Source organism: Chryseobacterium salipaludis, assembly GCF_022968825.1.
Lineage (GTDB): Bacteria > Bacteroidota > Bacteroidia > Flavobacteriales > Weeksellaceae > Kaistella > Kaistella salipaludis.
The window spans coordinates 117,369-141,737 of record NZ_JALHKS010000004.1; the positions used below are offsets into that span (position 1 = coordinate 117,369).

Sequence of the window (24,369 nt, forward strand, 5' to 3'; positions counted from 1 at the left end):
ATTACTTCACTTCTTCGAAGTCAGCGTCCTGAACATCGTCAGCGCCGCCGTCATTATTACCGGTGTTTTGCTGGCCCATATCCGGACCTGCCTGGCCTTGCTGGCCGGCTGCATACATTTCCTCGGAAGCTGCCATCCACGCTGCATCCAGCGCTTCAGTTTTGGTTTTCACGTCGTCCATGTTTTTCGCTTCGAAAGCTGTTTTCAAATCGGCTACCGCAGATTCGATGGCTGATTTTTTGTCAGCAGAAAGCTTGTCACCGAACTCCTTCAGTTGCTTCTCTGTCTGGAAGATTAAGCCGTCCGCTTTGTTGAATATTTCTACTTCTTCTTTCTTCTTAGCATCAGAAGAAGCATTTTCTTCAGCTTCGCGCTTCATTCTTTCGATCTCATCTTCGGAAAGGCCGGAGCTCGCCTGAATTTTAATAGACTGCTCTTTGCCGGTTCCTTTATCTTTTGCGGATACGCTCAGAATACCATTGGCGTCAATATCAAAGGTAACTTCAATCTGAGGAACGCCTCTTGGTGCCGGTGGAATATCGGTCAGATCAAATCGTCCGATTTCCTTATTGTCATTAAACATTGGTCGCTCCCCTTGCCCCACGCGGATGCTTACCGCCGGCTGGTTGTCTGAGGCTGTAGAGAATACTTCAGATTTCTTGGTTGGAATCGTTGTGTTTGCTTCAATCAGTTTGGTGAAGACAGAACCCATGGTTTCAATACCTAAAGAAAGTGGTGTAACATCCAGCAGCAATACATCTTTGACATCACCTGTCAGTACCCCCCCCTGAATGGCAGCACCTACGGCTACAACTTCATCCGGGTTTACTCCTTTGGAAGGCTTTTTACCGAAGAATTTTTCCACCTCTTCCTGAATCACCGGAATACGGGTAGAACCACCCACCAGGATTACTTCATCAATATCAGAAGGCTGCAAACCTGCATCAGATAATGCTTTTTTGCAAGGCTCCATGGAACGTTTTACCAAGTCGGAAGCCAGCTGCTCAAATTTAGCTTTGGTCAATGTTTTCACCAGGTGTTTAGGGCCTGTTGCTGTAGCTGTAATATAAGGCAGGTTGATTTCCGTTTGCGCAGAAGAGGAAAGCTCAATTTTCGCTTTTTCCGCAGCTTCCTTCAATCGCTGCAGCGCAATTGGATCTGTTTTCAGGTCAACACCTTCTTCAGATTTAAATTCGTCTGCCAGCCAGTTGATGATCACATCATCAAAGTCATCACCACCCAGGTGCGTATCACCATTGGTTGCCAATACTTCAAATACGCCATCACCTAAATCAAGAATAGAGATATCGAAAGTACCACCCCCAAGGTCATATACAGCGATCTTCTGATCCTTATGATTTTTATCAAGACCATACGCAAGCGCGGCTGCGGTTGGTTCGTTGATAATCCTTTCAACTTTAAGGCCGGCAATTTCACCTGCTTCTTTTGTTGCCTGTCTCTGTGCATCGTTAAAATAAGCCGGAACTGTAATTACCGCTCTGGTTACTTCCTGACCCAGATAATCTTCCGCAGTTTTCTTCATCTTCTGAAGTATCATCGCAGAGATTTCCTGAGGCGTGTATTCGCGATCGTCAATTTTAACTTTAACTGTATCGTTTGGTCCTTTAACGACTTTATAGGCTACGCGGCCGATTTCATTGGTATCATCTTTAAAGTGTGTACCGATGAAACGCTTGATTGAATATATGGTTTTGGTCGGGTTGGTTACCGCCTGTCTTTTCGCAGGATCACCTACTTTTCTTTCACCATCTTCGGTGAAAGCTACAATAGAAGGAGTTGTTCTTTTTCCTTCTGCGTTTGGAATAACCACCGGGTCCTTCCCTTCCATTACTGCGACGCAGGAATTCGTAGTTCCCAGGTCAATACCGATTATTTTGCTCATATTTTTTATTTTTAATTATTACTAATATGCTCTCAATTACTCAAGTACTATACCAAGGAAAAAATAATGACAAAATGACATAATAGCAATAGTAGAAATTAAAAAAGCGCCTGTTGGTGGCGCTTGGGAGTGGTTATTTTTTCAGGGTAAGAATATATTCAGCCATAAGTTTGGCATTTTTCTCACTCATTCCGGCGTGCGGCGTCATTGGAATTTCACCCCAGACTCCACTTCCGCCTTCTATAATTTTTTTAGCTAGATAATCAAGGTCTGCGTCTGTATATTTTTCCGCTACTTCCTGGTATGAAGGGCCCACTACTCTGGCATCAACTTTGTGGCAAGTAAGGCAGTCTGCCCCTTCTATAAGGGCTAAACCTTCGTGTTTACCGGCAGCGGCAGGATCATCTGCACCAATGGCTGTTGGCTCCGGCAGCATCACGTTGCTTTCCTTATTAGGATCATCAGCTTTATCTGAACATGAAACCAGGGCGAAAACTCCAATAATTGCTAAATACTTATTCATTTTTTCTAATTTTAACAAATTTACTAACTTTAAATTACATAAATATAAATAAACAGGCGACAATTGTCATACCACTCGTATGACTGCAGTCATATAAGACCAGCTTGTAATCATTGTAGCTTTGAACCATAAATAAAATACATTATGAAAACGTTGAAAACACTTGCAATTGCAACCCTTAGCTTCGCCCTCTTCTCTTGCGGCGGCGACAAACAGAATGACACAATCCCGACGGCTCCGGCAGGCGGCGAAACAGCTGCTACCGAAACACCGGCAGGAACTGACGCCAGCGATCCGGCAACCTATGATCCGAAACGCGGTATCGGTAAACACGAAAATGTGGACGTAAGTTCATTCGACCCTGCCATGGCTGCAGCCGGTAAAAAAGTCGCTGAAGTAAAATGTACTTCCTGCCACAAACCAACAGAAGAAAAATTGGTAGGACCAGGCTGGAAAGGTGTTACAGAAAGACAAACACCGGAATGGATTATGAACTTCATTACCAACCCTGATCCGATGATTGATGTGGACCCTGAACTGCAAAAGCAATTAGAACTGTGCCTGGTAAGAATGCCTAACCAAAGTCTGAATGATACTGAAGCTCGCGAAATCCTGGAATACATGCGGGAGATCGACGGCGCAAAATAACCCCCCCCCGAAAAAATTTTAATTGTTATATATAATGAAAAGTCTTAAATTATTTGGACTCACATCCCTTGTTGCCTTAACTGCGCTGACAGGCTGTAAACCAAAAGGTGCTGAGAGCGCCGTGACCGGAGATGCTGCTGAGAAAGTGTATGTCGCGCCCGGAAAATACGATGAGTTTTACAACTTTGTCAGCGGAGGCTTCAACGGGCAGGTAAATGTGTACGGACTTCCCAGCGGGCGACTGCTGAAAGTACTGCCGGTGTTCTCCCTGAATCCTGAAAACGGATACGGCTTTAGCGAGGAAACCAAACCTATGCTGGAGACTTCCCATGGATTTATTCCCTGGGATGACCAACACCACCTTTCCCTGTCTCAGACCAATGGTGAAGTGGACGGCCGCTGGCTCTTTGCCAATGCCAACAATACACCACGGGTTGCAAGACTGGATCTGAAAACCTTTAAAACGGTTGAAATACTGGAAATCCCGAACTCTGCCGGGAACCACTCTTCTCCTTTCCTGACCGAAAACACAGAATATGTGGTCGCAGGAACGCGCTTTGCGGTACCAACGGATGATATGAACGGTGACGTGCCAATTGATTCTTTTAAAGAAAACTTTAAAGGTGTGATCTCCTTCATCGGTATTGATCAGCAAACCGGGGATATGGATCTGTCCTTTCAGATCGAAGCGCCGGGCATCAACTTTGATCTTTCACACGCCGGTAAAGGAAAATCAGGTGACTGGTTCTTCTTCTCCTGCTACAACTCTGAAAAAGCAAATACGCTGCTGGAAGTGAATGCTTCCCAAAATGATAAAGACTTTATCATGGCAGTAAACTGGAAGAAAGCAGCTGAACTTGCTAAATCCGGAAAAGGACGTAAAGTTACTACAGAGTACGCACACAATAAATTCAACGAAGAAACGCACAGCGCGACTTCCACGATGAAGAAAGAAGTACTGGTACTCTCTGTAGAAGATATGCAGGATGCCATGTATCTGATTCCTTGCCCAAAATCTCCTCACGGATGCGACGTGGATCCAACAGGCGAATACATCATTGGTTCCGGTAAACTGGCGGCTCTGATTCCTGTTTTCAGTTTTGATAAAATTCAGAAAGCGATTGCCGACAAAGCCTTCTCCGGAGATTATGACGGCGTGAAAGTGATTAAGTACGAAGCTGCCCTTTACGGTGAAGTCCAGAAGCCAGGCCTTGGCCCGCTGCACACCGAGTTTGATGGTCAGGGAAATGCGTACACCTCCATGTTTGTATCTTCTGAAGTAGTAAAATGGAATATTAAAGACCTCAAGGTTATTGACAGACAACCTACTTACTACTCCGTAGGTCACCTGATGATTCCTGGCGGAGACTCCAAGAAACCATTCGGGAAATACCTGGTAGCTTATAACAAGATCACCAAAGACCGTTACCTGCCAACCGGACCTGAACTGGCGCAATCTGCACAGTTGTATGACATCAGCGGAGAGAAAATGAAGCTGCTGCTGGATTACCCGACCTTTGGTGAACCACACTACGCACAGGCGCTGCCGGGAGATATGCTGGCTAAAAACCAGGTGAAATTCTTTAACATTGCGGAAAACAAGCACCCGTATGCAACCAAAGGAGAAGCTGAAAGTAAGGTAGTACGCGAAGGAAACAAAGTACATGTGTACATGACCTCCATCCGTTCTCACTTCGCACCGGATAATATTGAAGGAATCCGCGTAGGAGATGAAGTGTACTTCCACGTAACCAATCTGGAGCAGGACTGGGACGTACCGCACGGTTTCGCAATCAAAGGAAACGAGAATGCTGAATTGCTCATTATGCCGGGTGAAACCTGCACGCTGAAGTGGATACCGAAGAAAGCCGGAATGTACCCAATGTACTGTACTGACTTCTGTAGTGCATTGCACCAGGAAATGCAGGGATATGTTCGCGTATCGCCGGCCGGAAGTAACACACCGCTGGTTTACTCGCTGAACAACAAGAAGGATAATGCCCAGCTTCCCGTGAAAGCCGGAGAAACTAAATAATAACTACAAGTGAAGGGCAGAGTTACTCTGCCCTTCTTTATTTTACTGATATGAAAACCAACCCCCTACAAAAGCTTACTCGTATTCTGCTTGCTGTTTGTGGAATATCCCTGATCGTTGCCATCTTCGTACCATTGTGGTCTATTTATCTGCAGGCACCTCAATACCCGGAAGGACTATCGATGTTTCTGTGGCCGAACAAAATCACCGGTGAATACGAAATTATTAACGGCCTGAATCACTACATCGGCATGAAGACCATTCACGAAGAAGATTTTTGGGAATTTAAAGTCCTGCCGTATGCGCTGGGCCTCTTTGCAGCCTTATGTTTTCTGGCGGCAGCTTTAAACAAGAGAAAATATCTCTATATCGTCACTGCCTTGTTTATCGTTTTTGGAATCGCGTTTATGGTGGACTTCTGGCTTTGGGAATACGATTACGGCCACAACCTGGATCCTAATGCAGCGATCGTGGTACCGGGCATGTCTTATCAGCCTCCTTTATTTGGCTTTAAACAACTACTGAATTTTGGTGCTTACTCCTATCCGAACGTCGGCGGGGGCATCATGATGGGCGTTGCTGTTATTTTAATTATCTTAGCCTTTATCGAATACCGCAACACTAAAAAAGAAACGGCGGTCCTTTAATTATTTACCTTATTTAAAATTACAAACGTATGAAGCTCACAAGAATTTTACTGGCCGCAGGAATGGCATTTACTTTTACCGCGTGTTCAGAAAGCGGTCCGGCCGAGATTAATCTGGGAAAAGACCAGTGCGACAACTGTAAAATGACCATTACGGAAAAACCCTATGCCGCAGAACTGCTGACGTCCAAGGGCCGTGCCTATAAATTTGATGATGTGAGCTGCCTGACGATGTACGAAAGCGCCAACGCCGATAAAGCAGACGGAGCTACGCAATACGTGGTAGATTTTCCAACCGGTGAGTTTGTAGAAAAGTCACAGGCTACCCTGATTACCGGTGGCAGCATAAAATCTCCTATGGGCGGCAACACACAAGCATACAAGGATCCGGCACAGGCAGAAAAAGCAGCAGCAGAACTTGGTGCGACACTCACAAAATAAAAATTCATGATCAGATTATTGTTTTTGCTTTTGCCCGTCTGGCTGTTCTCTGCAGTACTGCCGGTGGGCAAAGGCAAAAATTATACGACCATTCAGCAGGCGCTGGCCGCTGCTAAACCACACGACACCATTGAGGTGCACAAAGGAACCTATCGCGAGGGCAACCTGAACCTGACGCAACCCGTCACACTTATGGGAATTGGTCGTCCTGTACTAGATGGCGAAATGAAATACGAAATCGTTTCTTTCCGGGCACCGAATATTGTCTTAAAAGGATTTAAAATCATCAACTCCGGCGAAGATGCGGTGGCAAACATCGGCGCGGTGAGGTTATACGACAGCCACTTCTCGGTGATTGAAAACAATATTTTTGAAAACAACTACTTCGGAATTTATATTCAGCGCGGGTACCGCTGCCTGATCCGGAACAATCACATTACCACGAACCGGTCCCACTCGCAGGAAGGCGTCGGCGACGGTATTCATGCCTGGGTGAGTCAGGAAATCTGGGTTAAAAACAATTATATAGAAGGCCACAAGGATGGCATCTATCTGGAAAAAGTAAAAGGCTCGTACATTTACCGGAACCTTTCCAAAAAAAATCTGCGCTACGGCCTGCACTTTATGTTCGCAAACGATAACGTGTACGTGAACAATATTTTCGATAATAATAACGCGGGTGTGGCCGTGATGTACAGCAATAATGTAGGCATGGTCGGGAATAAATTTATCAACAACTGGGGCGACGCGAATTATGGCCTACTGCTGAAAGATATTTCCTTCAGTAAAATCAAGCACAACACCTTTAATAATAATACCACCGCTATCTTTATGGACGGTGCCACCAAGATTGATTTTTACAAAAATGAGTTTGCCAACAACGGCTGGGGAATGAAGATTAATTCCAACTGCATGGAAAACCGGCTGACCAATAATAACTTTATCAATAACACATTTGATGTCAGCACCACCGGCAGCATGTCCATGAACGATTTCAAAAGAAATTACTGGGACAAGTATGAAGGTTATGACCTGAACCGCGATAAAATTGGTGATATCCCCTTCCATCCGCTCAGTTTGTATGCCGTACTCGTGGAAAACAATCCCGGCGTGATGCTGCTGTTCCGGACCTTTATTGTAGACCTTTTGGATAAAACCGAAAAAATCATCCCGAGCTTAACGCCAGAAAACTTTGTGGATGAGCAGCCGCTGATGAAAAAGCAAATTATTTAAAGCGCAGGCTTTTCAAAGAACAACTCTCATGATTGAAGTAAAAAATCTCACCAAGAAATTCCAGAATTTCACCGCGCTGAACGATCTTTCGGTCACCTTCACCGATGGACATTCTACCGCTCTAATCGGTCCCAACGGCTGCGGTAAAACGACGCTGATTAAATCTATTCTTGGTTTAAATGTGGTGGATGACGGTGACATTCTGGTAGATGGCACCAGCGTTAAAGAAGATCATTTGTACCGCCGGAACATTGGCTACATGCCGCAGATTGGGCGCTATCCGGAGAATATGTCCATCCTGCAAACCATTAAAATGATTCAGGAGACACGCAATATGCCGTCCGCTGAACTGGATATCGAATTACTGGAGGAATTTGATCTGCCTTCTCTGTACGACAAAAAAATGGGAAACCTTTCCGGGGGTACGACCCAAAAAGTAAGTGCCGTGCTGGCTTTTATGTTTAATCCCAAGATTATCATTCTGGATGAACCCACGGCCGGCCTGGATCCGCTTGCGTCCGAAATTTTAAAAAATAAAATCATCCGTGAAAGAAACCGCGGCAAACTGATTCTCATCACATCGCATCTGCTGAGCGAACTGGATGACATTGTGAGTGAAGTCGTTTTTATGAATGAAGGAAAAATTCTGATTCAGCAATCTGTAACCGATCTCATGACCGAGCGCAATTCGCAGAAAATTTCGGACTCCATTATTAGTATTCTCAAAGAAATGAAACAGTAAGCAACTGCTTACGTAAAAGAGCAGGCCCAACTCCTGTATATTTGACATGAACAAAATTGCCCGTTTTATTTTATTCGATATTCTAAAGAATAAGATTGTTATTTTCTACACCATTCTGTTATTTATTATTTCCTGGTCTGTTTTAGGGCTGGAAGAAAACTACACAAAAGCTACGCTAAGCCTGCTGAACGTGGTGCTGCTGGTAGTTCCTTTGGTGAGCATTATTTTTTCCACCATTTATGTCTATAACAGCAGCCAGTTTATCGAGTTGCTGCTCAGTCAGCCTATTGCGCGGCCAAAGGTTTGGTTTAATATTTTCCTCGGCTTGTCCACGGCGCTCACGCTGGCCTTCCTGCTGGGTTGCGGTTTGCCGATTCTTTTATATTCCAGTGTGGAAACCGGCTTTTCATTAATAATTATCGGAATACTGCTGTCCGTTATTTTCACCTCATTTGCCATGCTTGCTGCCATCACCAGCCGTGACCGTGCGAAAGGAATCGGCATCGCCATTTTCGTCTGGATGTTCTTCAGTATTATTTATGACGGCATCCTGCTCGTGCTGATGTTTCAGTTTGCAGATTACCCCATCGAAGGCATTATGGCAACCGTCGCCGGACTGAATCCCGTTGGCTTGTCCCGTATATTCGTTTTGCTGCAATTGGATATTTCAGCCATGCTCGGCTACAGTGGCGCTATTTTTCGTCAGGTATTCGGCAGTGGCGGCGGAATGGGAATTTCGCTGGTAGTGCTGCTGATCTGGGCATTGGTACCGTTCCTTGTTTCTTTGATGAAATTCAATAAAAAAGACCTTTAAAGCTGCTGATAAATGTCATTGGTTTTCAGGTGTTTCATATTACTGCAATCATAGCAAACCGTCCAAAATCGGGTGTACTTTTAATCAAAATTAAAGCAGATGAAAAAGTCATTCCTCCTGTTGGGCATTATTGGATTTGCCCTTGTTTCCTGAAACAATAACCAACGATGGCGCACAGCACGATACGGAGCTCACCGCTCAGGGGCAGGACGCTGTGCAGGACAGTGATTCGGACCCGAATGTACTACAGCTGGCCGTGAAAAACCCCGATTTGTCCACCCTGATGAAAGCGGTTCATGCAGGCAATCTGGCCGGATCATTTAGCAATGCCGGACCCTTTACCGTTTTCGCGCCGCTCAATTCTGCGTTTGATAAACTGCCCGCCGGTACGGTGGAAGGTTTGCTAAAACCGGAGAAAGAAGATGAACTCTCTGATATCTTGAGTTATCATACGTACGTGGGCGTCATTAAAGAAGATCAGATGAGCGATGGGCAAAGTCTGGGAATGGTGAACGGTAAGAATATTACCATTACGATGGTAGATGGCAAACCGGTGATCAACGGTAAGGCGAAAATTGTTGCCACGGTTCCTGCTTCCAACGGTATTGTCTACGCTATTGATGAAGTACTGCTGCCACAATAAAGAAAGTTCATAGTTTGTTTTATTTAATGTCGAAGAAGCCGTTTCAATACTGAGGCGGTTTCTTTGTTCAACACATAATAGGTTTGGCAGATTTCTTTTGTGATTGTCTTTCTTTCGTGATCCACAACGTTGCAAAATTGCAAGCCTGAAAGGCTGAAATGCCTACGCCATTGACGAAGCGCTGCTGCCACAATGGAGAAGGTTACTAGTTTGCTTTATTTATAGTCGAAGCGGCTCCCGGATAATCCGGGAGCCGCCTCATTTTATATCGTTTGGTTAATAATGCTTTAGGTTTGTTCCCTTCTTTTCAGGGTACCCACGATGATGATTAAAGCAACCAGCATCAGCACGGAAACGGCAAGCAAGCCATGATTGGCATACGGTACTGCCACATATTTGATAGAGAAAACGCCCATCAGTCCCAAAATCAATTCATTCAGAAAAATTCCCAGCAGCAATAATTTTAAGCCGGTGAGCACTGTAGACGTCACTTTAAAACGGTTGGTTGCCAGAATCTGATTCACCAAAAACGTTGCAATACACATCAGCAGCACCAGGTGTAGATACGCAATGACCACATTACGAAAGCCGAACGCGAACTGACTGATCGCGGGCACATTGGACCCCAGCTGCAACAGCGTTTTCACCGCGAAGGCAAAGCCAGCATACATCAGCACAAAACGATGCATCGGCGACCATTTCACCACCAGATTGGTCCAGTGCTTACGAACATATTTGTAAAGCATGAGCGCGCCTATCGTTTGACCCACCGTCGTAATGATAATCAATGCAAAAACCCACGCCGGCATTTCCATCCATAATACCGAAAGACCAAATCCGACCAGGCAGCCAAAGAACATGAGGAAAAACAAAATATTGTTTTCTTTTTTGGTTAAAACAGCGCCTGCTTCTTTCATCGAAAAAAGCAATAAGCCAATACAGGAAAAGATAAAAAAGCCGTTGTACTGAAAATGCAGGAAGTAATATTCCGATGCCAGGTACATGCTTTGTGAAACTGTCCCGGTCATCTTCATATAAGCCAGATTAAACACACCAAAGGACGAAATTACCGCAAAGAACAAAGCACTGCGGAACCATATTTTGCTGGCATCCCGCAATCCGGCGGTATCTTTATAAAACACGCCGGCAAACACAAAACTGCAGAGCAGCGCTGCCGTAGAAGCCGCAATACTCGCCCAGAAATAACCGCCGTAAATAAAGGTAGCGAGCATGGCAAACGCCGAAACCACGTTCACAATAATGAGGGCACGGTATTTCTTCATCGCGACATTTGGCATTGTCTTGCGCAGATAGTCCGTCAGTAAAATATAAATGGCCGTCGTAATCCAGCCGTAGAAAGCAAAGTGGGAATGCGCATCCTGCAGGTGTTTCTGATCCAGCCAGGGAAGCGAGAATAATATTTTATAACGCATGATTACGCCAAGCACAGCTACAATACAGAAGTTTACCAGCGCGAACTTCATCCAGAATGAGCGATTCATCAGTAATAGATTTTATGATTGATTAATTCAATTCGTTTTTCGTTTTCCATTTTCTTCACGGTTCGGATTACCGTTTCCACAGCTAGTCCGGTGGCGTTGGCCACGTCCTTCCGCGTCACATCGATGAGCACTTTCTCCTCCGGCGCGACACCAATATTTCGCTTGTGAATTTTAAGAAATGAAATAATCCGCTCGCGCGGGCACTGATGCACAATGCTTTTTAGTTTCATCGTTTTGTCGTATGCCTTGCGCGCGATTTCCCGGGTAAAGCGAATCAGCAGTTCGGGATGGCCGATCATAAACTGCGTAAAGAGCGCTTCGCTGAAACCGTACACCTTCGCTGTATCACTGGTACAAATAGCGTTGGCAGGATAGCGCTCGCCCAGCATGAACGGAGGCTCACCAAGAAACTGATGTTTGGCGGCAGTGCTGATCAGGAACTCTTTGCCGTCTGAATCGATGTTGTATACTTTTATACTTCCTTCAAATAAATAAAACAGTTGCGTGGCCTGCTGGTCTTCGCGGAACAGAAAATCTTTCTTCCGGAGATGCAGCAGCGGGATCTTATTTTCCTGCAAAAGTTCACGTGTAAACATATTCAGACATTTTAGTCAAATTTAATGAAAATTATCCGGCAGCAGGTGATACCGGCGGTGTTTGCACAGAAATGGTTAATATTACATCAGTAAAAAATGATCCGATGGCGCACAAATATCATCCCCGCGATATTTCCTGGCTGGCTTTCAACGCGAGAGTCTTGCAGGAAGCCCGTGATCCGTCGGTGCCCACTGAATGGAAACTGCGTTTTCTTTCCATTTTTTCCAGCAATCTTGATGAATTTTTCCGCGTGCGGGTTGCGGGACTCAAGCGTGCGGCTGCATTTAAAGAAAAAACGACACAGAAATCATTTTACGAAGCACCGGCTGCCATCCTGAAAAAGATCAACTCCTTAGTACTGAAACAGCAAAAAACTTTTGATAAAACCTGGAGAAAAGTCCGCGCAGAGATGGCAGAACAGAACATTCACCTGGTGGAAGCCAAAGAACTTACTGTTGACCAGAAAAATCAAATTGTAGAGATATACCGGAAAAAAATAGAACCGCATGTCATTCCTGTTATTCTGGCTAAAGATAAACCATTGCCGAAGCTGCGGGACCGCGTGCTGTATCTCGGTGTGACTTTAAGAACAAATAAAGACACCGGCTTTGCGATATTAGAAGTTCCCGCTGAGAAAGCCGGCCGTTTTCATATTTTAAAAAATGATGTAAGAACGGATCTCATTTTACTGGAAGAAATTATCGTCTCCATGCTTCCGGATATTTTCCGGCACCTGCCGTATGAGACCTTTTCCGCCGCCAGCTTTAAGATTACACGCGATGCAGAGCTGGACCTGGATAATGACATCACGGTTTCACTGGCTGAAAAAATCCGCAAAGGCATCAAAAAAAGAGGAGACGGGAGCCCTACCCGACTTTCTTATGACCGGAAAATGAATACCGAGTTGCTGCAGTTGCTTGTCGAAAAACTCAAACTCACCTCGGAAGACAGTAAGGTTCCGGGCGGCAGTATTCATAATTTTAAAGACTTTATGAAGTTTCCGGCAGTGTTCTCAGCGGAACATGCGATTCATAAAAAAGATCCTTTGCTCCTGCCGTCACTGAAAAGCCCGATCAGCAAAACGATTCTGCAGCGGGATTTATTACTCTCCTTTCCGTATCAGAGTTTCCGGCCGGTGATCGATTTACTGAGAGAAGCCGCCACTGATCCCGAGGTTACAGCAATTAAAATCACAGCATATCGCCTGTCGACACAGTCACATATAATTTGCGCTTTGATTGCTGCCGCGCGCAACGGAAAGAAGGTAACCGCCGTACTCGAGCTGCGTGCCCGTTTTGATGAAGAAAACAACCTCCACTGGAAAAATATTTTAGAAAAGGCGGGCGTTACCGTACTCACCGGCCCCGATGATAAAAAAGTGCATGCCAAACTCTGCCTTATAACGAAACAGACAGATAAAAAAACAGTTCAGTATGGCTTTGCCAGTACCGGTAATTTCAACGAAGATACGGCTCAACTGTATGGCGATCATCTTCTGATGACAGCGCACCCGGGAATTTTGGCAGATATGGAAGTGATCTTCACAGCATTAGAGAAACCCGATAAGAATTTAAACGTAATGCTAAAAAAATGTGGGCTGCTACTGGTGGCTCCTGTTTCGCTGCGTTCTTCCCTCGAAAAGCTCATCGATTTTGAAATTGAAGAAGCCGGAAAAGGAAATAAAGCGCATATCATTATTAAATGTAATTCTTTGAGCGACCGCAAACTTATTGATAAGTTGTACCAGGCTGCGGAAGTCGGCGTGCAGATTCAGCTGATTGTGCGCGGAATTTACTGTGCCTTAAACCGGGTGAATTTTAAAACGAAAATAGAAGCCATCAGCATTGTAGATGAAATTCTGGAACATTCCCGGATTCTGTATTTTTATCATAAAGGAAAGGAGCAAATGTACGTATCCTCCGCCGACTGGATGCCGCGCAATATGGATTATCGCGTGGAAGCTGCCGTTCCGGTGCTCGATAAAAAGATTAAAAAGGAATTAAAAGCGCAACTGCAGCTGCAACTTCAGGACAACATGAAAGCGCGCCTGCTCGATAAAAAAATGAGGAACACCTATGTCTGCAATGATTTGCCACCACTTCGTTCACAGCACGAAATCTATCAACATCTGAAAATGCAGGGTGACAAGAACAAAAGGTAACTGCTGTTCTTTTGCTCTTCTCATCTGCACTGGGAAATTCTGTTTAGAAACTGTATCTTTGCACCACTTTCAGAAAAGGGAAGCGCGTGAAATTCGCGGACTGTCCCCGCAACTGTAAATCACAACCAAGCAGACTGCTCTATTGCCACTGAGGAATCGGGAAGGCGCCGTCTGGTGAAAGTCAGGAGACCTTGCTGAAAGCTATTCATTAATTATAAATAAAAGCTTTCGGAGGAAAAGCCTGAACTATGAAATTACACCGGATTCTGAAGGTGTCGCTGCTGTTTTCCGTTCTGTATGTGTACAGCCAGGAGCAGAAGATTGATACCGTTTATCTTTTCGATACCCAGCTGGACCATTCTCAGCGTTTTCAGCACATCACCAAAATTGGTCAGGAAGACCTGCTGCGTAACAGCACAAACTTATCGGAAGCACTTCGTTTTCAGTCACCTGTTTATATTAAAGAGAATGGGCGCGGCATGGTTTCATCACCGTCTTTCCGGGGAACCAGTGCGCAGCAGACGGCTTTTATCTGGAACGGAATTAATGTAAATTCTGTCACGCTCGGCCAGGGAGATATTAATAATCTGGGCATGCTGATCTATGATGATGTGGCGCTCAGGGCAGGCGGCAGTAGTGTAATTTACGGCAGCAGCGCTATCGGCGGAACGGTGCATCTGAATAATGATTTAGGTTTTAATAAAGGGCTGAACGGAACCCTGTTCGCCGAATACGGTTCTTTCGAAACACTCAATACGGTTCTTAAAACTTCCTACAGCGATGATAAATTTTCTGTTAAAGGCGGTTTTGCATTGGCCAGCAGTGAAAACAATTACGAAGTTCCCGAAAAAAAATACCTGAACCGCAACGGGCAATATGATAACCGCTCTTTTAGCTTGGGTGCCGGCTACCGGCTGAATCCGGAGCATACCTTCCTGTGGCAAACCGTTTTCTTCGATGGTGACCAGCATTATCCAACGTCGGAGTTTGGAACCCCGACCAAATATCTGTCGGATACCTTCCGCACGGTGGTAGACTGGCGCTACCGAAGCGGCAAAATCCGCAACAGTTTGAAAACGGCTTATCTTGAGGACACCTACAGCTATTTCGAGGACACTGATTTCCCCAAATCCAGCGGTGCCACCACCAAAAGCTATCTCGCGTCAACCGATTTTAACTGGCTCGCGGGCAAAAACTGGTCGCTTAACCTACTGGCAACCTACCGGCTGGATGAGGCAGAAGGATACCAATCCGGCATTCAGCAGGTTCAGCGAAACAGCGGCTCTGCGGCTGCATTGGCGCGCTGGAATATAAATCCGCGCCTGCACGTGGAAGCCGGACTAAAAAAGGAATGGCTCGAAAATTATGAAGCCCCTTTTTTATATTCCTTTGCCGGTCAGGTTCAGATTGCAGATTTTTATGAGCTGACGCTCAATGCTTCCAAAAACTTCCGGGCACCTTCTTTTAATGATCTGTATTGGCAGCCGGGCGGGAACCCCAAGATCCGGCCAGAATTTTCAAATCAGGCAGACCTGAGCAATAGGTTCAGATTTAAAGGATTTGAGATTAACATTACCCCTTTTTATCTATACATAAAAGACATGATCCGCTGGCTGCCTACCGCAGAAGGATATTGGTCGCCTTTTAATACGGATAAGGTGGAATCCTACGGTGTGGAAAGTTCTGTGCAGTACAAACACTCATTCAGCAAAAGCAGTCTGCAGCTACAGGGTGGCTACAGTTACACCCGTTCGGCTGATGCAGAGACCGACAGGCTCCTGATGTATGTTCCTGAGCATAAAGCTTTTGGATCTGCAGCCTTCTTATACTCAGGATTGGAACTATTTGGCCAGGCGCTGTTTACCAGCCGGGTCTTCGTGACTTCGGATGAAAATACAGCTACCGCGCTGCCGTATTACACAGTGGTAAGCGGTGGCCTTTCTTATACACTCCTTCAACACTATTCTTTAGGCCTAAAGGTGAACAATATCTTCGATACGGTGTATCAAACGGTGGAATCTTTCCCGATGCCAAAGAGAAATTACAGTTTACATCTTCGTATTAATTTTTAATATTATATTTTATGAAACTTTCTAAATTATGGATGCCGGTACTGGCACTGACGCTCGCTTTCAACGTTTCGTGTAGCGATGACGAAATTGTGTTCGCGGAACCGAAAGGTGCCTATGAGAACGGAATTATTGTGGGCAATGAAGGGAACTTTACCAAAAGCAATGCGGATGTCTCCTATATTTCGGCAGATTTGTCACAAGTGGAAAACAACATTTACTCTTTAAATAATGATAATGAAAAACCGGGAGATGTACTGCAAAGCATCGGGTTTTATGGTGATCACGCATATTTGGTGATGAATAACTCCAATATTATCCAGGTGGTAAACCGCTATACTTTCAAAAAGCAAAGCACGGTTTCTGCGGAAATTTCTCAGCCACGTTATATTACCTTTTCTAAAAACAAGTATTACGTAACGAACAGCAAAGGCAGAGAAAAATATGTCTCGGTCTATAATGTTGCTGATAACAATTTCGTCACAAAAATTACTTTGGCCAACACCGCTGAAAGAATTGTGGAAGCTGGCGGCAGAATTGTTGTACAGAATGCCTCGTTCGGAACCGGGAATAAATTAACCTTCATTAATCCGGAATCTAATAGTATTGAAACTGAAGTTGCGGTAGAAAAAGGTTCTATTAAGAAGACCATTTCGCACGCCGGTCATGTGTACGTGATCTCGTCTGATGCGAACGATAGTTACATTTATAAATACAGCCCAACAGGCACGCTGACTTCCACGGTAGCCCTCACCGGTTTTAAAAAAGGCAGCAACCTGGCTATTGACGGTAACAAAATGTATTTCAGCTCTCAATATAAAGTATATGCAATGGATCTGAACAGCACCACTGCGCCTACTGCGCCGATTATTACGGTAGCTGATACAGGATGGTCTGCGCTGTACGGCATGGATGTGATTGACGGGAAAATTTATATTTCAGATGGCAAAGGTTTCGTTGAGGCAAGTGAAGTGGCTGTGTATAGCACCTCAGGCACTTTGCTAAACACACTGAGCACAGGGCTCGGCTCCAGCAATTTCTACAAAAATTAAATAATTGATAATCAAAGCGCGGCAACCTTCGGTTGCCCCGCTTTTTATTGTATGTAAATAACACTAAGCCTGTAAGGTCAGGCCAAGGGCAAGTCCTTCTCTTTCGACGTATTTTCTGGCTTCCTCGTGGCTGTTGAAAATCTCACCTTCCAGAATCGCTTCTTTTACTTTTTCTTTCAGGATACCGATTTCACGCCCGGGTTTCAGTCCAAACATCTGCATGATTTCTTCCCCGGAAATAGGCGGCTGAAAATTGCGGACCTGGTCTTTTTCTTCCACCTCGCGGATTTTCTGGGCGACCAGTTCAAAATTCTTTTTATAGCGGTTTTGCTTTGCCGCATTCTTGGTGGTAATATCTGCTTTGCACAAAGTGAACAGATCCTCCAGGTCATCGCCGGCATCAAACAGCAGACGGCGCAAAGCGGAATCAGAGGTGTCGTCATCAATCAGTGCAATTGGCCGCGAAGAAAGTTTCACGAGCTTTTGCACATATTTAGCATCAGTACCCAACGGCAGCTTCAGCCGGCGGAACATGCCGCCCACCATTTTGGAACCCCGGAATTCATGCCCATGAAAAGTCCAGCCGGTGCCTTCCACAAACTTTTTGGTAGGCGCCTTGCCGATATCGTGTAACAACGCTGCCCAACGCAACCAAAGGTTATCGGTATGTTCGGCAATATTGTCCACCACCTCCAGCGTATGCCAGAAGTTATCCTTATGGGTCTGTCCTTCCACCTCTTCAATGCCCTTCAGCGCGGTAAGTTCCGGCATAATAATTTCGAGAATGCCCGTATTTTCCAGCAGTTTTAAGCCAACTGACGGTTTCCTGGAAAGCATGATTTTATTGAATTCCGTCATGATTCTCTCCATCGAGACAATGCGGATGCGGGAAGCTTCCTGCTGAATTGCAGCGAGTGAGTCAGGCTCAATAGTAAACTGGAGCGTACTCGCAAAACGGATCGCGCGCATCATACGCAGCGGATCGTCGGTATACGTCTGGCTTGGTTCCAGAGGTGTCCGCAGAATTTTATTTTCTAAATCATCCAGCCCGTTAAACGGATCAATGAGCGCACCGAAATCCTCTTCATTTAGCGATATCGCCAGCGAGTTAATGGTAAAATCGCGGCGCTGCTGATCGTCCTGAAGCGTGCCCGGCTCCACCGCGGGATTGCGGGAATGCTCGGCGTAGCTCTCTTTTCGGGCACCTACGAATTCCAGTTCCAGGCCTTTGTACCGAAACATCGCCGTTCCGTAATTCTTAAAAACAGCTACTTTCAGGGAGGGAGACAACGATGCTGCGACAGCCTGTGCCAGTTCCATTCCGTTGGCTTCCGTTACAAAATCAATATCCGAGGGTACCTGACGCTTGAGCAACAGGTCCCGTACGTAGCCGCCCACAATATAGACAGACTGTTGCCGGCCGGCCGCCACCTGGGAAATTGATTTAAAAAGTGAAAAGTTTTTATTTTGCTTAAGATTGATGATCATGGAACTGCCTGCGGAATTTCTGCAAAGGTAAAACTTCTGCAATAAAAAGCCAGCCGGCAGAAAGCAGGTGCGCGTTAGCACTCAGGTTCGCGAAGCCATTTCTCGATTTCTTCTTCCAGATATTCAGTCTGTATCTCCAGCGCCTGCAGAAAATCGTCCGGCAGGTTGCGATGTGCTTTCGGGTCGGTATTCCAAAGTTCACCGGAGAGGGCTTCGTATTCCTTAAATACACGCCGGAACCTGGGGTGTTGCTGTTCAAGCTCTTCGATCCGTTTTTGCTGCGGTTTAAACTTCCGGTACGTTCTGTCTGCAATCATGATAATAATATTTTGTGGTTTGGTAGTGTGTGTGTGATGGCTGCAGCCAAGCCGGAGAGGGTGATTTAACCCATTGCACTTTAATGATTTATCAACCTTTTCCGGCTTAGAAAAAATAAATTTAAACAATAATACCCGGCAGAAAAATTATTTAACAAGATTTCTGATTGTTTAACATATAGTTTTAAATTTGCAAGTCAGGCATGAAAACACTTCTTCTCAAACAAAAACAAATTTTCTTTTTCGGGATCGCCGGCGCCCTTAGTGCTGTGGTAGAAATTGGTACCTTTAAACTGTTGAGCCTGTATCTGCCAGTCTTGTTTTCGCAGGAGCGTGATTTCCACGGAATCCATTTTCCGGTTAGTAATATTTTTTCCACGAGCTCGGGGATTATCACGAATTATTTCCTGAGCATCTGGTTCGTTTTTGAACGCGGGAAGCACAGCAAAAGAAAAGAGTTTGCTTACTTCATGGGCATTTCCTTTTTATCGACCCTGGTGAGCCTTGCGTTCTTCCAGCTCTTCTTCCGATACATTATTTTGCACGATGTTCCGACGCCCGTATTTGTGTTCAGCCGAGAAATTTTAAGTAAAATATCTGCGATTGTGGTGGTTTCTGTACTGAATTATACGGTCAAAAAGAAAATTATTTTTAATGGATAAGGGATGTACACCGCGTTACATTGGTATAATCTGTAACTTTCGGTCATGAGTCGATTACTGAATTACCTTTGGCGCTGCTGGATGATTTTGCTCGGTGCTGTACTAACGATCGCAATGGGCATTCCGGTGTTGCTGTTATCTGTACGGAAAGAGCATTATCCTTACGCCTACCAATTTATCCGTTTCTGGTGCTTCGGCATGTTTTACGGCATGGGTTTCCGTTACGAATACATCAGAGAAACGGATAAAAAGATAGATTCGGCGCGGCAGTATGTTTTTATTTCAAACCATACTTCGATTATGGATGTAATGCTGCCCTGTTTGCTGATGCCGCACCATCCGCTGTGTTATGTGGGAAAAAAAGAACTGGTGAACATCCCGATTTTCGGAACGATTTATAAACGGATCTGCGTGATGGTGGACCGCAGTTCTGCCCGCAGCCGCGCAGATGTGTACCGGCGCTGCGCTGAAAGAATGGCGGAAGGCCAAAGCATTGTTATTTTCCCGGAAGGGGGTGTACCCGATGACACTTCCGTAATTCTCGACCATTTTAAAGATGGTGCCTTTACCTTAAGTTATAAATTCCAGGTTCCGATTGCTGTTTTTGCTTTTCATGGTTTGAAGGAGATGTTTCCCTTTGATTCAGGGAAAGGCCATCCCGGAAAAGTGCGTGTAACTTTACTTGATATTCTGGAACCCGGCGATTCCCAGACTGCCTTGAAAGAGCGTGCCTACTCTTTACTTAAATCCAGTTTAGTGAAGGAGGCCGCGCGGTAAATTTAATTATATTTGTTTCTATAAAATACTGAAAATATGCCTGTTCAACAACCTGTAAAAACCAATTGGGGCCAGTTTCTGCCGCTGATTACCGTTTTCTTCTTCTGGGGATTTATAGCTGCCAGCAACGATATTCTGATTCCGGTTTTTAAGAAAGCTTTTAATCTGACCCAAAGTCAGAGCCAGCTGGTTTCGCTGTCCTTCTATATTTCATACACGGTAGGTTCGCTATTGTATATGTTAATTTCAAAGTCACTGCGTCAGGATCTCATTAACCGGATCGGATATAAAAACGGGTTAATATATGGTTTGCTTATTTCCGTGCTGGGAACCTTGTTTTTCATTCCGGCCGCAAATATGGGTTCGTATTTATTAATGATTTCAGGATTATTCGTGATCGGGCTTGGATTTTCCCTGCTGCAGATCGTAGCCAATCCTCTGGCCATTGCACTCGGTCGGCCCGAGACAGGCTCCCAACGCTTAACTTTGGCTGGTGGTATTAACAATTTCGGAACAACGGTCGGTCCGCTGATCGTTTCCTTTGCCATTTTTGGTTCGGCTGCCATTGCGAATACAGAAGCGAGTATTGAAAGCGTGAAACTGCCGTATATCGGCTTGGGTATTGCTTTCTTGCTCGTGGCGATTCTCATTAAATTTTCCAAGCTGCCGCAGGTAACTGCGGCCAGCAACGAGGAACCGAAAACACAAGCGACCGGCACCGAAAGAAAATCGGCGTTTGAATATCCTCAACTTATCATGGGCATGATCGCCATTTTCGTGTATGTGGGTGTGGAAGTTTCCACCGCGAGCAACCTGCCTGCGTACATGGAGAATTCACTGGGTTTTGAAACCAAAGATGTAGCACCTTATATTTCTTTATACTGGGCGTCGATGATGATTGGCCGCTGGACCGGTGCCGTGGAAGCATTTGATGTGACTGCCGGTATGCGCAAGATCATGCGTTTTCTGGCGCCCTACCTGGCTTTCGGCGTTTTCCTGGCGGTGAACGCAATTGCCAGACATGATTTGCAGCCGTTCTATATTTATTCCGTGATTATCCTGGTGATGATTGCGGCTGACATTGCGAGCAAAGGAAACCCGGCGCGCATGCTGCTGGTCTTTTCCTGCATGGGAATTCTGGCGCTGCTGATCGGGATGTTCACTACCGGAATGGTTTCCGTCTATGCATTTACGAGTGTGGGGTTATTCTGTTCAACCTTATGGCCGTGTATTTTTGCTTTGGCGATCAATGGCCTGGGGAAACACACTAATCAGGGAAGCAGCTCCTTAATTATGATGATTATGGGGGGCGGGATCATCAGCTGGATCCAAGGATATCTGGCGGACCTCACCAATATTCACTTTAGTTATATTGTGGGCGTTCTCTGTTTTGCATACCTCGCCTTTTATGCCGTGCGCGTCACGGGAATTTTGAAATCACAAGGCATCAGCCTGGATCAGATTAAAGAAAAAGAAGTTGAGGAAACAGTCGCTTAAAAATTGGATCTGGGCAGGTATTTTACTTGCCCAGTTTGTTTTGTTCTCGTTGCTCTCGTGGTCTGATCGCGCAGTTGAACTGGCTGCCCGGGTTTTTGGCTGGTTACAAAAACTGTGGGAGCCGCTGGCCTTTTTTGTTTCTTTTTCGCTGGGTGATCTTTTTTATGGGTTGTTGCTGATCATCTTTGCGGTTGGTATTATCTTATATTTTAAAAAATACCGCCGGAAACGCATGATCACTTTTGTGCTGATCATTTTGAATGCGCTCACTTTCTGGTATTATTGTGCCTGGGGATTGATGTATTTCAAACCACCGCTCTCCGATCAGCTGCCGAAAAGTGCCTCAGATGTGGCCACTATCAAAAAACTAGCGACCGACTATCTCGAGCTAAGCAAAAAGTACCGTGCGCAGTGCACAGAGGACATTACCGGTGTATTTACGATTGATGACGTGTATAGAATAAAAGTCAATATACGGGAAGCTCAACTATCTTTGCCAGAGCCCTTTGGTCCGCAGATGAAACTTCCGGTGAAAACCATTAAACCCAGTCTTTTTTCCGGCCTGATGAGCTACTCCGGCATCATGGGATATTATAATCCGTTTACCACCGAAGCACAATACAATGCAGAGATGCCGCACAGTTCCCTGCCGTTTACACTGGCGCATGAAGCGGCGCATCAGGTGGGCTTTGCGCGCGAGCAGGAAGCAAATTTCATTGGCTATCTCACCGGGATGCAATCCAATAATGCGGCCTTGCGATACAGCACCTCGTATTTCACTTTAAAGTCTCTGTTACGTGCCCTGCCGGAAACTGAAAAGCAGTTCGTAGAGAAAGTTCTTAATCAGTATTCTCCGGCGATGAAACGTGACCGTGAAGCAGAACTGAGATTTGCCGAGAAACACCGCGGACCGGTTGAATTGTTCTTCGGTTTCACCAACGATTTGTTCTTAAAGTCGAACCGGCAGGAAGGCAGCATCACGTATTCTTATTTTGTAGAATTGTTGCTGCAGTATCAAAGATTAAACAAATAAAAAGAACCGTCCTATTTACATAAGACGGTTCCCAAACACAAATGATGAAAAAAAATTTAAGCGCTTTAGAGGTTGATTTCTAAAGCGATGTAAACTTAGAGCTTATTTTTGATATTTCCAATTGATATTGTCGATAATTATAATCCCATGGTGCAAATCGATAATATAGTCCAAAGAAAAACCCGCCTTTAGCGGCTTCTGTATTATTCCTGTTGGTACTCTGCTTCCCATTCATTGCCATCATCTCCTTTATGACCATCGAGCTTAATAACGAAACTCTTGGTCGGGAAATACGGCGTCATGCGGATGTCCAGCCACACGCGGTCCTTATTCACTTTATCCTGTTCAAAACGAACGATTTTAAACTTCTCAATTAATTTATCAGGACCTTTAATTCCGTCCAGGAAGGTTACGATCTGACGGCGAAGATCGTCTTCATTACGCGGATTCCAGTTTTCGAACGCGCGACGGTTCAGGAAGTCGAGCAGAACCTTGGTTACATAATCGAAAACGCGGACCACCGAATACGTCTGCAAGCCGATATTATCACCAGTGAACAACGTCTTGGCGGAGAACGCCATAATTTTACCATATTCATTTACCATCGGCACCAGACCCATTTTCTCCAGCTGCGAAATTTCACTTTTCTTTAGGTCAAATTTCACGGCATCCACTTCATTGATGTTTCCGTGTTTTTTACCGGCTGCTACCTGAGACATCAGGGTTTTATAAATCTTACCAGCCAGCGAAGTGGACGGCGGAAGATCCACGTTTTCTTCCTCGCCTACCTCTTCTGCCCTACCGCGGCCCACGAGCCAGTTAGCAGTCATGATCACATTACTCCGGTGCAGTTCACCACCCGTGAGATTAGCGGAATGGAAAAGATCCACCACATCATCCGGTTTATCAAGGTTGGCAAAGTCGGTCACCATCATTACTTTGTTCTCATTGCAGATCTTGGCCCATTTTTCCACGACTTTATTGGAGCCAAGATAGCCCGGAATTGCCAGAATCGAATAGTTATCGCGCAGGTCCAGACGGTCGTAGTTCTGCTTAAATTCCTCCGCAATCGCTTCAATGAACAGCGGATTATCCAAATCAGCCATTTGTTCCAGCGAGGCATTGACGATGCTCACGTTATCCACCTTATCCAGTTCCGTGTTCTTGTAGAACTGTGCCACGGTGCGGTAATTAGTTTCCAGTTCGCGAACGGTATCCAGGGTATTTTTAAGGTTCTTTTTTAAATTTTGTTCGGCACTTGTAGCCTTTGTACGGCAGGTATTTGCCATTTCTTCGGCCGTGCTGTGATTTTCCAGCAGAGAGATCCAAAGATTTAATTTTTTAAGCAGGTCTTTGCGCTCAGTTTTTTTGGAACTGTCATTCAGGAAAATTTCTTTTCGGGCTTTGCGGGTCGGGTTCATATTGGCGATGCCATCTACCACCGTTTCCACAAAATTAAAACCTCCGACTTTATTCAGAACCTGCAGTGCATCCTGCTTTTTGGGCGCGACGGTTTGCGTCTGGACTTGCTGCTGGTGTTGTTGTTGCTGTTCAGCTTCTTGTTTATTACTCATGATCAGGTTGTT

At 45.3% G+C, this 24,369-nt stretch carries 22 protein-coding genes and 1 riboswitch; of the genes, 15 read left to right on the forward strand and 7 right to left on the reverse strand.

The window, feature by feature from the left end; translation table 11 throughout:
- Position 1: 1 nt before the first annotated feature.
- Complete coding sequence (gene dnaK / locus MVI27_RS08305) at positions 2 to 1,903, reverse strand: molecular chaperone DnaK (RefSeq protein WP_246960674.1); 1,902 nt, start codon at positions 1,901 to 1,903, stop codon at positions 2 to 4.
- Between the two features lie 133 nt (positions 1,904 to 2,036).
- Positions 2,037 to 2,426: a c-type cytochrome gene (locus MVI27_RS08310; RefSeq protein WP_246960676.1), complete on the reverse strand. Its 390-nt coding sequence runs from the start codon at positions 2,424 to 2,426 to the stop codon at positions 2,037 to 2,039.
- Positions 2,427 to 2,570: 144 nt separating this feature from the next.
- Here MVI27_RS08310 and MVI27_RS08315 point away from each other — a divergent pair, with 144 nt between their 5' ends.
- The 8 genes from MVI27_RS08315 to MVI27_RS08350 all read left to right on the forward strand — a co-directional run bounded on the left by MVI27_RS08315 (position 2,571) and on the right by MVI27_RS08350 (position 9,628).
- Positions 2,571 to 3,074, forward strand: a complete 504-nt coding sequence (locus MVI27_RS08315; RefSeq protein ID WP_246960679.1) for a c-type cytochrome — start codon at positions 2,571 to 2,573, stop codon at positions 3,072 to 3,074.
- Positions 3,075 to 3,108: 34 nt separating this feature from the next.
- Positions 3,109 to 5,109, forward strand: a complete 2,001-nt coding sequence (nosZ, locus tag MVI27_RS08320) for a Sec-dependent nitrous-oxide reductase (protein ID WP_246960682.1) — start codon at positions 3,109 to 3,111, stop codon at positions 5,107 to 5,109.
- A 50-nt stretch (positions 5,110 to 5,159) separates the two neighbouring features.
- The gene (locus tag MVI27_RS08325) at positions 5,160 to 5,756 is read left to right on the forward strand and encodes a hypothetical protein (protein WP_246960685.1); all 597 of its coding nucleotides are present in this window, start codon (positions 5,160 to 5,162) and stop codon (positions 5,754 to 5,756) included.
- Between the two features lie 29 nt (positions 5,757 to 5,785).
- Complete coding sequence (locus MVI27_RS08330; RefSeq protein WP_246960688.1) at positions 5,786 to 6,196, forward strand: nitrous oxide reductase accessory protein NosL; 411 nt, start codon at positions 5,786 to 5,788, stop codon at positions 6,194 to 6,196.
- Positions 6,197 to 6,202: 6 nt separating this feature from the next.
- A complete protein-coding gene (locus MVI27_RS08335) occupies positions 6,203 to 7,429 on the forward strand; it encodes a nitrous oxide reductase family maturation protein NosD (RefSeq protein WP_246960691.1) in 1,227 nt (408 codons plus the stop codon).
- A gap of 28 nt (positions 7,430 to 7,457) precedes the next feature.
- Positions 7,458 to 8,171 carry an ABC transporter ATP-binding protein gene (locus MVI27_RS08340; protein ID WP_246960694.1) on the forward strand — a complete coding sequence of 238 codons (714 nt, stop codon included), beginning with the start codon at positions 7,458 to 7,460 and terminating at the stop codon, positions 8,169 to 8,171.
- A gap of 46 nt (positions 8,172 to 8,217) precedes the next feature.
- Entirely contained in the window at positions 8,218 to 8,985 is a 768-nt protein-coding gene (locus tag MVI27_RS08345; protein ID WP_246960697.1) for an ABC transporter permease subunit, read from the forward strand.
- A 142-nt stretch (positions 8,986 to 9,127) separates the two neighbouring features.
- On the forward strand, positions 9,128 to 9,628 hold the full coding sequence (locus tag MVI27_RS08350; RefSeq protein ID WP_246960699.1) for a fasciclin domain-containing protein: 501 nt from the start codon (positions 9,128 to 9,130) through the stop codon (positions 9,626 to 9,628).
- 287 nt (positions 9,629 to 9,915) lie between these two features.
- Here the strand turns inward: MVI27_RS08350 and MVI27_RS08355 are convergent, their stop codons facing one another.
- Both MVI27_RS08355 and MVI27_RS08360 read right to left on the reverse strand, forming a co-directional pair.
- Entirely contained in the window at positions 9,916 to 11,130 is a 1,215-nt protein-coding gene (locus tag MVI27_RS08355) for a hypothetical protein (protein ID WP_246960702.1), read from the reverse strand.
- The gene (locus MVI27_RS08360; protein WP_246960705.1) at positions 11,130 to 11,726 is read right to left on the reverse strand and encodes a Crp/Fnr family transcriptional regulator; all 597 of its coding nucleotides are present in this window, start codon (positions 11,724 to 11,726) and stop codon (positions 11,130 to 11,132) included. The genes MVI27_RS08355 and MVI27_RS08360 overlap by 1 nt, the downstream gene beginning before the upstream one ends.
- 104 nt (positions 11,727 to 11,830) lie before the next feature.
- Between MVI27_RS08360 and ppk1 the strand changes: the two genes are divergently transcribed.
- The 3 genes from ppk1 (at position 11,831) to MVI27_RS08375 (ending at position 17,009) form a co-directional block, all read left to right on the forward strand.
- A complete protein-coding gene (ppk1, locus tag MVI27_RS08365; protein ID WP_246960709.1) occupies positions 11,831 to 13,888 on the forward strand; it encodes a polyphosphate kinase 1 in 2,058 nt (685 codons plus the stop codon).
- 28 nt (positions 13,889 to 13,916) lie between these two features.
- Positions 13,917 to 14,100: riboswitch (cobalamin riboswitch) on the forward strand.
- Positions 14,101 to 14,136: 36 nt separating this feature from the next.
- Entirely contained in the window at positions 14,137 to 15,960 is a 1,824-nt protein-coding gene (locus MVI27_RS08370) for a TonB-dependent receptor plug domain-containing protein (RefSeq protein WP_246960713.1), read from the forward strand.
- An 11-nt stretch (positions 15,961 to 15,971) separates the two neighbouring features.
- Positions 15,972 to 17,009 (forward strand): DUF5074 domain-containing protein, encoded by a 1,038-nt coding sequence (locus MVI27_RS08375; protein WP_246960716.1) that lies wholly within the window; start codon positions 15,972 to 15,974, stop codon positions 17,007 to 17,009.
- A 63-nt stretch (positions 17,010 to 17,072) separates the two neighbouring features.
- On the opposite strand, the gene MVI27_RS08380 is transcribed toward MVI27_RS08375, so the two are convergent.
- Complete coding sequence (locus MVI27_RS08380) at positions 17,073 to 18,497, reverse strand: CCA tRNA nucleotidyltransferase (protein ID WP_246960718.1); 1,425 nt, start codon at positions 18,495 to 18,497, stop codon at positions 17,073 to 17,075.
- Positions 18,498 to 18,571: 74 nt separating this feature from the next.
- Entirely contained in the window at positions 18,572 to 18,814 is a 243-nt protein-coding gene (locus MVI27_RS08385; RefSeq protein ID WP_246960721.1) for a hypothetical protein, read from the reverse strand.
- 203 nt (positions 18,815 to 19,017) lie between these two features.
- On the opposite strand from MVI27_RS08385, the gene MVI27_RS08390 reads away from it, so the two are divergent.
- From MVI27_RS08390 to MVI27_RS08405, 4 genes are read left to right on the forward strand one after another with little or no spacing between them, the layout of a single operon-like run.
- The gene (locus MVI27_RS08390; RefSeq protein WP_246960725.1) at positions 19,018 to 19,476 is read left to right on the forward strand and encodes a GtrA family protein; all 459 of its coding nucleotides are present in this window, start codon (positions 19,018 to 19,020) and stop codon (positions 19,474 to 19,476) included.
- Between the two features lie 45 nt (positions 19,477 to 19,521).
- On the forward strand, positions 19,522 to 20,253 hold the full coding sequence (locus MVI27_RS08395) for a lysophospholipid acyltransferase family protein (RefSeq protein ID WP_246960727.1): 732 nt from the start codon (positions 19,522 to 19,524) through the stop codon (positions 20,251 to 20,253).
- 36 nt (positions 20,254 to 20,289) lie between these two features.
- Positions 20,290 to 21,750: an MFS transporter gene (locus tag MVI27_RS08400; RefSeq protein ID WP_246960729.1), complete on the forward strand. Its 1,461-nt coding sequence runs from the start codon at positions 20,290 to 20,292 to the stop codon at positions 21,748 to 21,750.
- Positions 21,731 to 22,783 (forward strand): DUF3810 domain-containing protein, encoded by a 1,053-nt coding sequence (locus MVI27_RS08405; RefSeq protein WP_246960731.1) that lies wholly within the window; start codon positions 21,731 to 21,733, stop codon positions 22,781 to 22,783. Before MVI27_RS08400 ends, MVI27_RS08405 begins: the two co-directional genes overlap by 20 nt.
- Before the next feature lie 203 nt (positions 22,784 to 22,986).
- Here the strand turns inward: MVI27_RS08405 and MVI27_RS08410 are convergent, their stop codons facing one another.
- Positions 22,987 to 24,357: a DUF5458 family protein gene (locus MVI27_RS08410; protein WP_246960733.1), complete on the reverse strand. Its 1,371-nt coding sequence runs from the start codon at positions 24,355 to 24,357 to the stop codon at positions 22,987 to 22,989.
- Positions 24,358 to 24,369 lie beyond the last annotated feature (12 nt).

Excerpts from the sequence above, each read along its gene's own strand:
- MVI27_RS08385 (WP_246960721.1), bottom strand. The coding sequence starts at position 18,814 with ATGATTGCAGACAGAACGTACCGGAAGTTTAAACCGCAGCAAAAACGG.
- MVI27_RS08325 (WP_246960685.1), top strand. The coding sequence starts at position 5,160 with ATGAAAACCAACCCCCTACAAAAGCTTACTCGTATTCTGCTTGCTGTT.
- MVI27_RS08335 (WP_246960691.1), top strand. The coding sequence starts at position 6,203 with ATGATCAGATTATTGTTTTTGCTTTTGCCCGTCTGGCTGTTCTCTGCA.
- MVI27_RS08410 (WP_246960733.1), bottom strand. The coding sequence starts at position 24,357 with ATGAGTAATAAACAAGAAGCTGAACAGCAACAACAACACCAGCAGCAA.
- MVI27_RS08370 (WP_246960713.1), top strand. The coding sequence starts at position 14,137 with ATGAAATTACACCGGATTCTGAAGGTGTCGCTGCTGTTTTCCGTTCTG.
- MVI27_RS08310 (WP_246960676.1), bottom strand. The coding sequence starts at position 2,426 with ATGAATAAGTATTTAGCAATTATTGGAGTTTTCGCCCTGGTTTCATGT.
- MVI27_RS08360 (WP_246960705.1), bottom strand. The coding sequence starts at position 11,726 with ATGTTTACACGTGAACTTTTGCAGGAAAATAAGATCCCGCTGCTGCAT.
- MVI27_RS08345 (WP_246960697.1), top strand. The coding sequence starts at position 8,218 with ATGAACAAAATTGCCCGTTTTATTTTATTCGATATTCTAAAGAATAAG.
- MVI27_RS08340 (WP_246960694.1), top strand. The coding sequence starts at position 7,458 with ATGATTGAAGTAAAAAATCTCACCAAGAAATTCCAGAATTTCACCGCG.
- MVI27_RS08315 (WP_246960679.1), top strand. The coding sequence starts at position 2,571 with ATGAAAACGTTGAAAACACTTGCAATTGCAACCCTTAGCTTCGCCCTC.
- MVI27_RS08375 (WP_246960716.1), top strand. The coding sequence starts at position 15,972 with ATGAAACTTTCTAAATTATGGATGCCGGTACTGGCACTGACGCTCGCT.
- ppk1 (WP_246960709.1), top strand. The coding sequence starts at position 11,831 with ATGGCGCACAAATATCATCCCCGCGATATTTCCTGGCTGGCTTTCAAC.
- MVI27_RS08355 (WP_246960702.1), bottom strand. The coding sequence starts at position 11,130 with ATGAATCGCTCATTCTGGATGAAGTTCGCGCTGGTAAACTTCTGTATT.
- MVI27_RS08390 (WP_246960725.1), top strand. The coding sequence starts at position 19,018 with ATGAAAACACTTCTTCTCAAACAAAAACAAATTTTCTTTTTCGGGATC.
- MVI27_RS08400 (WP_246960729.1), top strand. The coding sequence starts at position 20,290 with ATGCCTGTTCAACAACCTGTAAAAACCAATTGGGGCCAGTTTCTGCCG.
- MVI27_RS08395 (WP_246960727.1), top strand. The coding sequence starts at position 19,522 with ATGAGTCGATTACTGAATTACCTTTGGCGCTGCTGGATGATTTTGCTC.
- MVI27_RS08330 (WP_246960688.1), top strand. The coding sequence starts at position 5,786 with ATGAAGCTCACAAGAATTTTACTGGCCGCAGGAATGGCATTTACTTTT.
- nosZ (WP_246960682.1), top strand. The coding sequence starts at position 3,109 with ATGAAAAGTCTTAAATTATTTGGACTCACATCCCTTGTTGCCTTAACT.
- dnaK (WP_246960674.1), bottom strand. The coding sequence starts at position 1,903 with ATGAGCAAAATAATCGGTATTGACCTGGGAACTACGAATTCCTGCGTC.
- MVI27_RS08380 (WP_246960718.1), bottom strand. The coding sequence starts at position 18,497 with ATGATCATCAATCTTAAGCAAAATAAAAACTTTTCACTTTTTAAATCA.